This window comes from Pseudomonas sp. TS_SC_3 (assembly GCF_056156225.1).
This window is the reverse complement of sequence record NZ_CM149586.1, coordinates 2481609-2493465: the sequence shown is the minus strand read 5'-3', so window position 1 is coordinate 2493465 and position 11857 is coordinate 2481609. Positions and strand designations below refer to the sequence as shown.

15 protein-coding genes are annotated in these 11857 nt (G+C 57.8%); all 15 read left to right on the top strand.

Translation table 11 applies throughout. The features are described from left to right. The first annotated feature begins 76 nt into the window (after positions 1–76). The 15 genes from trmJ (at position 77) to ispG (ending at position 11855) form a co-directional block, all read left to right on the top strand. The gene (gene trmJ, locus AC0J6G_RS12050) at positions 77–856 is read left to right on the top strand and encodes a tRNA (cytosine(32)/uridine(32)-2'-O)-methyltransferase TrmJ (RefSeq protein ID WP_475248015.1); all 780 of its coding nucleotides are present in this window, start codon (positions 77–79) and stop codon (positions 854–856) included. Next, entirely contained in the window at positions 849–1625 is a 777-nt protein-coding gene (gene cysE / locus AC0J6G_RS12045; RefSeq protein WP_475248013.1) for a serine O-acetyltransferase, read from the top strand. The genes trmJ and cysE overlap by 8 nt, the downstream gene beginning before the upstream one ends. 139 nt (positions 1626–1764) lie before the next feature. Beyond that, positions 1765–2256, top strand: coding sequence for a Fe-S cluster assembly transcriptional regulator IscR (gene iscR / locus AC0J6G_RS12040; protein WP_475248011.1), 492 nt, complete (start codon positions 1765–1767; stop codon positions 2254–2256). Between the two features lie 48 nt (positions 2257–2304). Beyond that, complete coding sequence (locus AC0J6G_RS12035; RefSeq protein WP_475248009.1) at positions 2305–3519, top strand: IscS subfamily cysteine desulfurase; 1215 nt, start codon at positions 2305–2307, stop codon at positions 3517–3519. A gap of 47 nt (positions 3520–3566) precedes the next feature. Next, positions 3567–3953: a Fe-S cluster assembly scaffold IscU gene (gene iscU, locus AC0J6G_RS12030; RefSeq protein ID WP_090239371.1), complete on the top strand. Its 387-nt coding sequence runs from the start codon at positions 3567–3569 to the stop codon at positions 3951–3953. A gap of 10 nt (positions 3954–3963) precedes the next feature. Beyond that, the gene (iscA, locus tag AC0J6G_RS12025) at positions 3964–4287 is read left to right on the top strand and encodes an iron-sulfur cluster assembly protein IscA (RefSeq protein ID WP_424483110.1); all 324 of its coding nucleotides are present in this window, start codon (positions 3964–3966) and stop codon (positions 4285–4287) included. Positions 4288–4294: 7 nt separating this feature from the next. After that, the gene (hscB, locus tag AC0J6G_RS12020) at positions 4295–4816 is read left to right on the top strand and encodes a co-chaperone HscB (RefSeq protein ID WP_475248006.1); all 522 of its coding nucleotides are present in this window, start codon (positions 4295–4297) and stop codon (positions 4814–4816) included. Positions 4817–4865: 49 nt separating this feature from the next. After that, positions 4866–6731, top strand: a complete 1866-nt coding sequence (hscA, locus tag AC0J6G_RS12015) for a Fe-S protein assembly chaperone HscA (protein ID WP_475248004.1) — start codon at positions 4866–4868, stop codon at positions 6729–6731. Between the two features lie 2 nt (positions 6732–6733). Then, positions 6734–7075 carry an ISC system 2Fe-2S type ferredoxin gene (gene fdx, locus AC0J6G_RS12010; RefSeq protein WP_475248002.1) on the top strand — a complete coding sequence of 114 codons (342 nt, stop codon included), beginning with the start codon at positions 6734–6736 and terminating at the stop codon, positions 7073–7075. A gap of 14 nt (positions 7076–7089) precedes the next feature. After that, entirely contained in the window at positions 7090–7290 is a 201-nt protein-coding gene (gene iscX, locus AC0J6G_RS12005) for a Fe-S cluster assembly protein IscX (RefSeq protein ID WP_475248000.1), read from the top strand. A gap of 91 nt (positions 7291–7381) precedes the next feature. Beyond that, the gene (gene ndk, locus AC0J6G_RS12000; RefSeq protein ID WP_325508000.1) at positions 7382–7813 is read left to right on the top strand and encodes a nucleoside-diphosphate kinase; all 432 of its coding nucleotides are present in this window, start codon (positions 7382–7384) and stop codon (positions 7811–7813) included. 24 nt (positions 7814–7837) lie between these two features. Then, entirely contained in the window at positions 7838–8986 is a 1149-nt protein-coding gene (gene rlmN, locus AC0J6G_RS11995; protein WP_475247998.1) for a dual-specificity RNA methyltransferase RlmN, read from the top strand. A 13-nt stretch (positions 8987–8999) separates the two neighbouring features. Continuing rightward, positions 9000–9758, top strand: coding sequence for a type IV pilus biogenesis/stability protein PilW (gene pilW / locus AC0J6G_RS11990; RefSeq protein WP_475247996.1), 759 nt, complete (start codon positions 9000–9002; stop codon positions 9756–9758). Next, a complete protein-coding gene (locus tag AC0J6G_RS11985) occupies positions 9758–10744 on the top strand; it encodes a RodZ domain-containing protein (RefSeq protein ID WP_475247994.1) in 987 nt (328 codons plus the stop codon). Before pilW ends, AC0J6G_RS11985 begins: the two co-directional genes overlap by 1 nt. Position 10745: 1 nt before the next feature. Then, a complete protein-coding gene (ispG, locus tag AC0J6G_RS11980; protein WP_475247992.1) occupies positions 10746–11855 on the top strand; it encodes a flavodoxin-dependent (E)-4-hydroxy-3-methylbut-2-enyl-diphosphate synthase in 1110 nt (369 codons plus the stop codon). The last annotated feature ends 2 nt before the right edge of the window (positions 11856–11857 follow it).

Below are 11857 nucleotides of genomic sequence, written 5' to 3'. Positions count from 1 at the left end.
CCTGCGCCTTGCGTGGCGTAAGCTGGGTGGCTTCTGTAAGATTTGCCCCTCTAAGCCTTGTCTGTGAGCGTTTGCGTTGCTGGAAAATATTCGCGTTGTCTTGGTCAATACCAGTCATCCCGGCAATATCGGTGGTGCGGCACGGGCCATGAAAAACATGGGCCTGTCGCAGTTGGTACTGGTAGATCCGCTGGATTTTCCGAGCGCCGAGGCAGTCGCTAGAGCCTCGGGTGCCAGTGATGTGTTGGATGCTGCGCAGGTGGTTGGCACCCTCGAAGAGGCGCTGGTCGGTTGTAGTCTGGTGCTGGGCACCAGTGCGCGGGACCGGCGCATCCCCTGGCCGCTGCTGGACCCGCGTGAATGTGGGGTGGCGGCGTGCGAGCAGGCGCAGCAGGGTGGTGCGGTGGCATTGGTGTTCGGTCGCGAATATGCCGGGCTGACCAATGAAGAGTTACAACGCTGCCATTTTCATGTGCACATCCCATCCGATCCTGGGTTCAGCTCGCTCAATCTGGCGGCTGCTGTGCAGGTGTTGGCTTACGAGGTGCGCATGGCTTGGTTGGCAGCAGAAAACCAGCCAACCAAGATGCTCAAGCTAGAGGCTACCGCCATTCAGAGTTCGCAGCCGGTAACGGCGGATGAGTTGGAGTCGTTCTATGTGCATCTTGAGCAGGCGTTGGTCGAGATCAAGTTTCTCGACCCGGCCAATCCACGGCATTTAATGAGTCGTCTGCGCCGCTTGTACGGGCGCAGCGAGGTGAGCAAGTTGGAAATGAACATCTTGCGCGGCATTTTGACGGAAACCATCAAGGCGGCGCGAAGCGAGCGCCCTGGTCAGGAGAAGGTAGATGTTTGAGCGCATGCGAGAGGATATTCAGAGCGTATTTCATCGCGATCCGGCGGCGCGCAATGCGTTTGAGGTGGTTACGTGCTATCCGGGGCTGCACGCGGTCTGGCTGCATCGCGTAGCGCATGCGTTGTGGGCTAATGGCTGGAAGTGGCTGGCGCGTGTGGTGTCCAATTTCGGGCGCTGGATGACGGGTATTGAAATTCATCCGGGGGCCAAAATCGGACGGCGCTTTTTTATTGATCACGGCATGGGCATTGTGATCGGTGAGACCGCTGAAATTGGTAATGACGTTACCCTTTACCAGGGTGTGACGCTGGGCGGTACCAGCTGGAACAAGGGCAAGCGTCACCCAACGCTGGAGGATGGTGTGGTGGTGGGGGCGGGGGCTAAAGTGCTGGGGCCGTTTACGGTCGGTGCGGGGGCCAAGATTGGCTCCAATGCCGTGGTTACTAAAGCGGTGCCTGCCGGCGCTACGGCGGTCGGTATTCCGGGTCGCGTGATCGTCAAGCCGGATGATGAGCAGGAGGCCAAGCGTCAGGCGATTGCCGAGAAGCTCGGCTTTGATGCTTATGGTGTGAGTCAGGACATGCCGGATCCGGTGGCGCGTGCAATCGGCCAGCTGCTGGATCATCTGCATGCAGTGGACGGTCGTCTCGAGGGGATGTGTGGCGCGCTCAAATCCTTGGGCAGTGACTACTGTGCCAAGGACTTGCCGCAGTTGCGCAACGAGGATTTTGCAGGGATGGTCAAGGATGCCGACAAGCCTGCGGCTTAATGGTGCTGGTGCGTGCGGTTTGCTATGCTGCGCACCCTTCATGACGGCTAATCCCGACTAAAGCGCTAGGTCTTATAGTTGACTTAAATGCTCGGGAATTGCATACTCGCCGCACATTACGCTCACGCGGTAATCCATCATGCGACTCACTACCAAAGGCCGTTACGCCGTCACCGCCATGCTTGATCTGGCGTTGCATGCCCAGCGTGGGCCGGTGTCTCTGGCTGATATTTCCGAGCGCCAAGGTATTTCTCTGTCCTATCTGGAGCAGCTGTTTGCCAAGCTGCGCCGCGGCAATTTGGTCTCCAGCGTGCGCGGTCCGGGCGGTGGTTATCAGCTGTCGCGAGCCATGCAGGGCATTCAAGTGGCTGAAGTAATTGATGCGGTAAATGAATCCGTCGATGCCACGCGTTGCCAAGGGCAGGGTGATTGCCATGCGGGTGATACCTGCCTGACACACCATTTATGGTGTGACCTTAGCCAGCAGATACACGAGTTTCTCAGTGGCATCAGTCTCGCCGACTTGGTGACCCGCCGCGAAGTGCAGGAAGTTGCCCAGCGCCAGGATCAGCGCCGTTGCAATGGCAGGACGCCGTACTTAGACAAGATAGAAGCGTCCGCCGTCGATTGAGTGCAAAGCGCTGGCTAGCTGGCCTGATACCTGATTAGGAGAAAGTTGATGAAGTTGCCAATTTACCTCGATTATTCCGCCACCACGCCGGTTGATCCGCGTGTTGCGCAAAAGATGAGCGAATGCTTGCTGGTTGACGGCAACTTCGGTAACCCGGCGTCGCGCTCCCATGTGTTTGGCTGGAAGGCTGAAGAAGCCGTCGAGAATGCTCGCCGTCAAGTGGCAGATTTGGTCAATGCCGATCCGCGCGAGATTGTCTGGACTTCGGGTGCTACCGAATCCAACAACCTGGCCATTAAAGGCATTGCCGACTTCTACAAGAGCAAAGGTAAGCACCTTATTACCTCGAAGATCGAGCATAAGGCTGTGCTGGACACCATGCGCCAGCTTGAGCGTGAAGGTTTCGAAGTTACCTACATCGAGCCAGGCGAAGACGGCCTGATCACGCCGGCAATGATCGAAGCCGAGTTGCGTGAGGACACTATTCTGGTGTCGGCCATGCATGTGAATAACGAGATCGGCACCATCAACGACATCGCTGCGATTGGCGAGCTGACCCGCTCGCGTGGGGTGTTCTTCCATGTGGACGCCGCGCAATCGACCGGCAAAGTGGCAATCGACCTGCAGTCGCTGAAGGTTGATCTGATGTCCTTCTCCGCGCACAAGACTTATGGTCCTAAAGGTGTTGGTGCGCTGTATGTGTGCCGTAAGCCGCGCGTACGTTTAGAAGCTCAGACCCATGGTGGTGGCCACGAGCGCGGTATGCGTTCCGGTACCCTGGCCACTCACCAGTGCGTCGGTATGGGGGAAGCGTTCCAGATCGCGAAAGAAGAAATGATCCAGGAAAACCAGCGCATTCTGGCTTTGCGTGATCGCTTCTTTAAGCAGGTTGAAGGGTTGGAAGAGCTGTACATCAACGGCAGTATGACCGTCCGTGTTCCGCACAATTTGAACCTCAGCTTTAACTACGTTGAGGGCGAGTCGCTGATCATGGCGCTCAAAGACCTGGCAGTTTCGTCCGGCTCGGCCTGTACCTCGGCTTCGCTAGAGCCCTCCTACGTACTGCGCGCCTTGGGCCGCAATGACGAGTTGGCGCACAGCTCCATTCGCTTTACCTTCGGCCGCTTCACCACGGATGAAGAAGTCGATTACGCCGCGCAGAAAGTCTGCGAGGCAGTCACCAAGCTGCGCGAGTTGTCGCCGCTGTGGGATATGTACAAAGACGGTGTCGACATCTCCAAGATCGAGTGGGCGGCGCACTAAGTAGTCGCCAAGCAAGAGCGACTCTCTGATGAGGAAGGAATACCAGCATGGCTTACAGTGAAAAGGTCATTGACCACTACGAGAACCCGCGCAACGTCGGCAAGATGGACGCGGAAGACCCGAGCGTAGGCACCGGCATGGTCGGTGCGCCGGCTTGTGGTGACGTGATGCGCCTGCAGATCAAGGTCAACGAGCAGGGCGTGATTGAAGACGCCAAGTTCAAGACCTACGGCTGCGGTTCGGCGATTGCTTCTAGCTCCCTTGCTACCGAGTGGATGAAGGGTAAAACCCTGGACGAAGCCGAAACGATCAAAAACACCCAATTGGCCGAGGAATTGGCTCTGCCGCCGGTGAAAATTCACTGCTCAGTCCTCGCGGAAGACGCCATCAAGGCGGCTGTGCGCGACTACAAGCAGAAGAAAGGTTTGCTCTAAGGAGGTGTCGATGGCTATCAGCATGACTGAAGCGGCAGCTCAGCACGTGCGTCGTTCCCTTGACGGGCGCGGCAAAGGTGAGGGCATCCGTTTGGCTGTTCGCACTACCGGCTGTTCTGGCCTGGCTTATGTGCTGGAGTTTGTTGATGAAACCGCCGGCGAAGACCAAGTGTTCGAGAGTCATGGGGTTAAGGTGATCATCGATCCCAAGAGCCTGGTTTACCTCGACGGCACCGAGCTGGACTTCGTCAAAGAAGGGTTGAACGAAGGTTTCAAGTTCAACAATCCAAACGTACGCGGCGAATGTGGCTGCGGCGAAAGCTTCAACATCTGAGGCGCGCGTGGGTAGTCCTTGTCACTTCGCTTTATTTGATCTGCAGCCGGGGTTTCGCCTGGACCCCGAGCTGCTGGCCAGTCGCTACCGCGAACTCGCCCGGCATATCCATCCCGACCGTTTTGCTGACGCTTCCGAGCGCGAGCAGCGGTTGGCGTTGGAGCAGTCTGCCAGCCTCAATGAGGCGTATCGGACCCTGAAGAATGCCCCGCAGCGCGCCCGTTATTTGCTGGCGCTGAGTGGGCCCGAGCTGCCACTGGAAGTGACTGTGCAAGACCCCAGCTTTTTGCTGCAGCAGATGCAGTGGCGCGAAGAGCTCGAAGACCTGCATGACAGTGCCGACCTGGCCGGCGTTGCGCAGTTTAAGCAGCGTCTGAAAGTGGCTCAGGATGAGCTCAATGAATGTTTTGCTGTTTGTTGGGATGATGCGGCGCGGCGTGAAGAGGCCGAGCGCCTGATGCGCCGTATGCAGTTTCTCGACAAGCTTTCTCACGAGGTTCGTCAGCTGGAAGAGCGCCTCGACGATTAACGCTGGTGCGTCCATTGCGGCGTACCTGATACCTAAGCATTGATTAACCATGGCCTTACTGCAGATCGCTGAACCCGGACAAAGCCCCCAGCCACACCAGCGTCGGTTGGCCGTGGGGATTGACCTGGGGACCACCAATTCGCTAGTCGCCGCCGTGCGCAGCGGGCTCTCTGAACCCTTGGCTGATGCAGCTGGGCAGGTCATCCTGCCGTCCGCTGTGCGCTACCACGCGGATCGGGTTGAAGTGGGCGAGTCAGCCAGAGCGGCTGCCTCGACCGATCCGCTCAATACCGTGCTGTCGGTTAAGCGGTTGATGGGGCGTGGTCTGGCTGACGTCAAGCAGCTTGGCGAGCAGCTGCCCTACAACTTTGTCGGCGGTGAGTCGCACATGCCGTTCATTGCAACGGTGCAAGGGCCGAAAAGCCCGGTTGAAGTCTCGGCGGATATTCTCAAGGTGCTGCGTCAGCGTGCTGAGGCGACCCTGGGTGGTGAGCTGGTGGGGGCGGTTATCACCGTGCCGGCTTATTTCGATGATTCGCAGCGCCAGGCCACTAAGGACGCCGCGCGTCTGGCCGGGCTTAATGTGCTGCGTTTGCTTAATGAGCCCACCGCTGCTGCTGTGGCCTATGGCCTGGATCAGCATGCCGAAGGCGTGGTGGCTATTTATGATCTGGGCGGTGGCACCTTCGATATTTCCGTGTTGCGCCTGACCGGCGGTGTGTTCGAAGTGCTTGCCACGGGCGGCGACAGCGCCCTGGGCGGCGATGACTTTGATCATGCCATTGCTGGTTGGATTGTAGAGCAGGCGGGTTTGTCGGCGGATCTCGATCCGGGTGAGCAGCGTTTGTTGTTGCAGGCGGCTTGTGCGGCCAAAGAAGCGCTGACCGAGGCGGCTGTGGTTGCGCTTAACTACGCCGATTGGCAGGGGCAGTTGAGTCGTGAGCAGTTTGATGCACTGATTGAGCCGATGCTGGCGCGTAGCCTCAAGGCCTGCCGCCGTGCGCTGCGTGATGCCGGCATTGAGCTGGAAGAGGTTGAAGCGGTAGTCATGGTCGGCGGTTCCACGCGCGTGCCGCGTGTGCGTCAGGCCGTGGCGGAGTTGTTTATGCGCGAGCCGCTGACCGATATTGATCCGGATCAGGTGGTGGCCATCGGTGCCGCTATCCAGGCGGATGCGCTGGCAGGCAACAAGCGAGGCGACGGCGAAGAGTTGCTGTTGCTGGATGTGATTCCGCTGTCGCTCGGCCTGGAAACCATGGGTGGGTTGATGGAGAAGGTGATTCCGCGCAACACCACCATTCCTGTGGCGCGTGCTCAAGACTTCACCACCTACAAGGATGGCCAAACGGCCATGATGATTCATGTGCTGCAGGGCGAGCGTGAGCTGGTCAGTGACTGTCGATCCCTGGCGCGCTTTGAATTGCGCGGCATTCCGCCGATGGTTGCTGGTGCTGCGAAAATTCGTGTGACCTTTCAGGTGGATGCCGATGGCCTGCTCAGCGTGGCGGCCCTTGAGCTTGGCTCGGGCGTCGAGGCCAGTATTCAGGTTAAGCCGTCCTATGGCCTGACGGATGGCGAAATCGCCCGCATGCTGCAGGATTCTTTCAAGAATGCCGGTGACGACAAGGCGGCGCGCGTGTTGCGTGAGCAGCAGGTCGATGCTCAGCGTTTGCTGGAGGCGGTAGAGGCAGCGCTGTTAGCAGATGGTGAGCGTTTACTGGATGCCGATGAGCGCGTAGCCATTGAGGCGCAAATGCAGCAGTTGCGTGACGTTATGCTGGCCGGCGATGGCTTGGCCATGGAGCAGCAAACCAAACGTTTGACCCAGGTGACTGACGCCTTTGCTGCGCGTCGCCTGGATGCCACGGTCAAGGCTGCACTGGCCGGCCGTAGTCTTGATGAGATTGAGGAATAAGCATGCCGCAGATTATCTTTCTGCCCCACGCCGTGCTCTGCCCGGAGGGTTTGGTGGTCGAAGCAGCGCCGGGTACTTCGGTGCTTGAAGTGGCGCATGAGCACCATATTGAGATTGAGAGCGCCTGTGGCGGCGTCTGCGCCTGCACCACCTGTCACTGCATTATTCGTGAGGGTTTTGCATCGCTGGCCGAAGCTGACGAGCTGGAAGAGGACATGCTAGACAAGGCCTGGGGGCTCGAGGCGCAGTCGCGTTTGTCTTGTCAGGCTATCGTGGGTGAGGACGATCTCACCGTCGAAATCCCTAAGTATTCGCTCAACCACGCCGCCGAAGCGCCGCACTGATTCTAGGAGCTGTTATGACGCTGAAGTGGGCTGATGTTCTGGAAATTGCTATTCAGCTGGCCGAGTCCAAGCCTGAGGTAGACCCGCGTTTCGTTAACTTCGTCGATCTGCACAAGTGGATTCTGGCGCTGCCGGAATTCAGTGATGATCCGACGCGTGGCGGTGAAAAGGTGCTGGAGGCTGTTCAGGCCGCCTGGATCGAAGAGGCTGATTGAGCCCGCCGTACGCTGTTAGGCAATCCCACTAAACCCGCGTATAATTCGCGGGTTTAATTTTTCGCTTTAACCACTGTTTCTGGAGTTTCACATGGCTGTTCAACGCACTTTCTCCATCATCAAGCCTGACGCTGTTGCTAAAAACGTTGTCGGCGAAATCACCAGCCGTTTCGAAAAAGCCGGCCTGCGCGTCGTTGCTTCGAAGATGGTTCAACTGTCCGAGCGCGAAGCTGCTGGCTTCTACGCTGAGCACAGCGAGCGTGGCTTCTTCAAGGATCTGGTCGCATTCATGACCTCCGGTCCGGTTATCGTTCAGGTTCTGGAAGGCGAAAACGCTGTTCTGGCTAACCGTGATCTGATGGGCGCTACCAACCCTAAAGACGCTGCTGCTGGCACCATCCGTGCTGATTTCGCGGTTTCCATCGACGAAAACGCTGTTCACGGTTCTGACTCCGAAGCATCGGCCGCACGCGAAATCGCTTACTTCTTCGCTGCAACTGAAGTTTGCGCTCGTATTCGCTAAGTCGAATTGAGTGAGGGTGAAGCCATGACTACGACGACCGGTAAAATCAATCTGCTGGGTTTAACCCAGGCAGGAATGGAGCAATTCTTCGAGAGTATCGGGGAAAAACGTTTCCGTGCCGGTCAGTTAATGAAGTGGATTCACCACTTTGGTGTCGATGATTTCGATGCCATGAGTAACGTCAGCAAGGCTTTGCGTGAAAAACTCAAGGCCTGTGCTGAAATCCGCGGCCCGGAAGTGGTCAGCGAAGATATTTCCACTGATGGCACGCGCAAGTGGGTCGTGCGTGTGGCGTCAGGCAGCTGTGTTGAAACGGTGTATATCCCCCAGGGCACGCGTGGCACCTTGTGTGTGTCCTCGCAGGCTGGCTGTGCGTTGGATTGCAGCTTCTGCTCAACCGGTAAGCAAGGCTTTAACAGTGATCTGAGCGCTGCTGAAGTGATTGGTCAGGTATGGATTGCCAACAAGTCGTTTGGCAGCATCCCAGCAAAGATCGACCGTGCCATCACCAACGTGGTGATGATGGGCATGGGCGAGCCATTGCTGAACTTTGACAACGTGGTGGCGGCCATGCAGATCATGATGGACGACCTTGGCTATGGCATTTCCAAGCGCAAGGTGACGCTGTCCACCTCGGGTGTGGTGCCGATGATCGATAAGCTGGGCGAGGTGATTGATGTCTCGCTGGCCTTGTCGCTGCATGCGCCGAATGATGAGCTGCGCAACCAACTGGTGCCTATCAACAAGAAGTACCCGCTGGAAATGCTGTTGGCGGCCTGTAAGCGTTACGTCTCGCGCCTCGGTGAAAAGCGTGTACTGACCATCGAATACACCCTGCTCAAGGATGTAAACGATAAGCTTGAGCACGCTGAGGAAATGATCGCACTGCTCAAAGATGTACCTTGCAAGATCAATCTGATTCCGTTTAATCCCTTCCCCCACTCCGGGTATGAGCGGCCCAGCAACAACGCCATTCGCCGTTTCCAGGACCAGCTGCATAAAGCCGGGCACAATGTCACCGTACGCACCACGCGTGGAGAAGATATTGACGCCGCCTGCGGCCAGTTAGTGGGTCAGGTGATGGACCGTACCCGTCGCAGTGAGCGTTATATTGCTGTGCGTGAACTGAGTAGCGAGGCCGAAACACCGAGTGCCGCCGCCAATCAAATTTGAGGGGAGGATACCCATGACCTTGCGAGCCGCGTTAATGCTGTTGGCCGCTAGTCTGTTAGCCGGTTGTGTCACCACCGGCACTGTTGATCCGATGAAAACCGGTAAGGGTCGCGACGAAGCACGCGACGCTTATGTTCAGTTGGGTATTGGTTACCTCCAACAAGGCCAAACTGAGCGCGCCAAGGTGCCGCTGAAAAAAGCCTTGGAACTCGACGCCTCCAGTGCCGATGCACATGCCGCGCTGGCCTTGGTGTTCCAGATAGAAATGGAGCCGAAATTAGCGGACGAACATTTTCGTAAGGCTATTTCGCAGCGTCGTGGCGACGCTCGCTTGCTGAACAACTACGGCAGTTTTTTGTTTGAGCAGAAGCGCTACCAAGAAGCCCTTGAGCAATACACGGGAGCGGCCCAGGACAATCTTTACCCTGAGCGCTCGCGGGTGTTTGAAAACCTCGGTTTGACGTCGCTGCAGTTGAACCAGCGCGAGCAGGCCAAGGCCTATTTCGAGCGCTCCCTGCGCCTGAATAGTCGCCAGCCGCGCGCATTGATGGAAATGGCGCAGCTGTCCTATGAAGACAAACAGTACGTCCCGGCCCGCAGCTACTACGAAGGTTTTTTGACCTTGGCGCCACAGAATGCGCGCAGCTTGTTGTTGGGCGTGCGCTTGGCGAAAATTTTCGAAGAACGTGACAATGCCGCCAGCCTCGGTTTGCAGTTGAAGCGGCTTTATCCGGGTACGCCGGAATATCAGCAATACCTGTCGGAGCAATGATGAAAGCGGCGCATCCTGAAGTGCTAGCAGTTCCCCGTGTCAATCCGGGTGAGACTTTGCGCAAGGCTCGCGAGAGTCGTGGTTGGACGATTGCCGAGGTCGCTGCGCAATTGAATTTGACCCCGCAGCGTTTGGGTCAGGTTGAGCAAGGTGCCTTTGACAAATTACCCGGGCACACTTTTGCCCGCGGTTATGTGCGTGCGTACGCCAAGTTGCTTGAGCTTGATCAGAACCGCCTGGTGCTGGAATTTGATCAGTTCACCGGCAGTGACGCTGCGGGCAGTAACGTACACAGCCTCGGTCGCATCGAGGGGCCGGTGAGCTACTCGCAGCGCATTTTGCGCATCGTCAGTTTCTTATTGTTGTTGGCTCTGGCCGGCTTGAGTTTTCTCTGGTGGCAGGAGAAGGCTGAGCGCCGCGCAGACGATCTGGCTTCGACCAGTCTTGAGCATGTTGAGGTGGACGGTGCTGATGGCACCACTCAGATTCACCCACTCGACGAGCCGGAAGATCAGGCCGTGGATGCTGCACAGCTCGGTGCCGAAACTGCATTGCCCCTTCAGCCTGAGGTTGCTAACGAGCCGGCAGACGCTGCTGTCAGCGAAACAGCCGGCGTGGATGCGCAGCCGCCTGCGCCAGCCTCGACTGTCGTAGCCACTTCAAACCCTGCACCTGCACCTGCAGCGCTCAGCGCGGCGCCGGTTACGCCCGCTGAAGCAGCCCCGGAGCAGGTCGCTTCAGGTGAAGCGCTGGTCGGCCTGACCTTTATTGCCGATTGCTGGACACAACTGACTGACGCCAATGGCAAAGTGCTGTTCAGCGCTCTCAAGCGTAAAGGCGAGAGCCTGCAGCTGGCCGGTAAGGCCCCGCTGGAGTTGCGCTTGGGGTATGCCCGCGGCGTGCAGGTCAGCCTGAATGGTAATCCGGTTGATGTGGCGCCGTTTATCTCCGGCGAGACCGCACGTCTGAAGTTGGGTGGGCAGTAACATGCATGGCGAGTCACCAATCAAACGCCGTATTTCGCGCAAAATTTGGGTAGGGTCTGTACCGGTGGGGGGCGATGCACCTATCTCCGTGCAGAGCATGACCAACAGCGACACCAATGATGTGGCCGCCACTGTGGCGCAGATCCGTCGCCTTGAAGATGCCGGCGCTGACATCGTGCGCGTATCAGTGCCGGATATGGATGCCGCCGAAGCGTTTGGCCGGATTAAGCAGCAGGTCAACGTGCCGCTGGTGGCCGACATCCACTTCGACTACCAGATCGCTCTGCGTGTGGCCGAGCTGGGTGTTGACTGCCTGCGCATCAACCCGGGCAATATCGGTCGTGAAGACCGCGTGCGCGCCGTGGTTGAGGCCGCCCGTAATCGCGGCATCCCGATACGCATCGGCGTCAATGCCGGCTCGTTGGAAAAAGACCTGCAAAAGAAATACGGCGAACCAACGCCCGAAGCCTTGGTGGAGTCCGCCTTACGGCATGTTGAGCACCTTGAGCGGCTGAACTTCCCCGATTTCAAAGTCAGCGTAAAAGCTTCTGATGTGTTTATGGCCGTTGAGGCTTATCGCCTGCTGGCCAAACAGATCGAGCAGCCGCTGCATTTGGGCATCACCGAAGCCGGTGGCCTGCGCTCAGGTACGGTGAAGTCAGCAGTGGGTTTGGGCATGCTCTTGGCTGAAGGCATCGGCGACACCATCCGTATTTCCCTGGCCGCTGATCCAGTGGAAGAGATCAAGGTCGGTTACGACATCCTCAAGTCGCTGCGCCTGCGTTCCCGTGGCATTAACTTCATCGCCTGCCCGAGCTGCTCGCGGCAGAATTTTGATGTGGTGAAAACCATGAACGAGCTGGAACAGCGCGTCGAAGACCTGCTAGTGCCCCTGGATGTGGCGGTGATTGGCTGCGTGGTCAATGGCCCCGGCGAAGCCAAGGAGGCCCATATCGGTCTGACCGGCGGTTCGCCCAACCTGATTTATATCGATGGCAAACCGGCGCTTAAGCTGGGCAATGACAACCTGGTTGATGAGCTGGAAAAGCTGATCCGCCAGAAAGCAGCCGACAAGGTGGCAGCTGACGCCGCTCTGATTCTGCGCAGCTAATA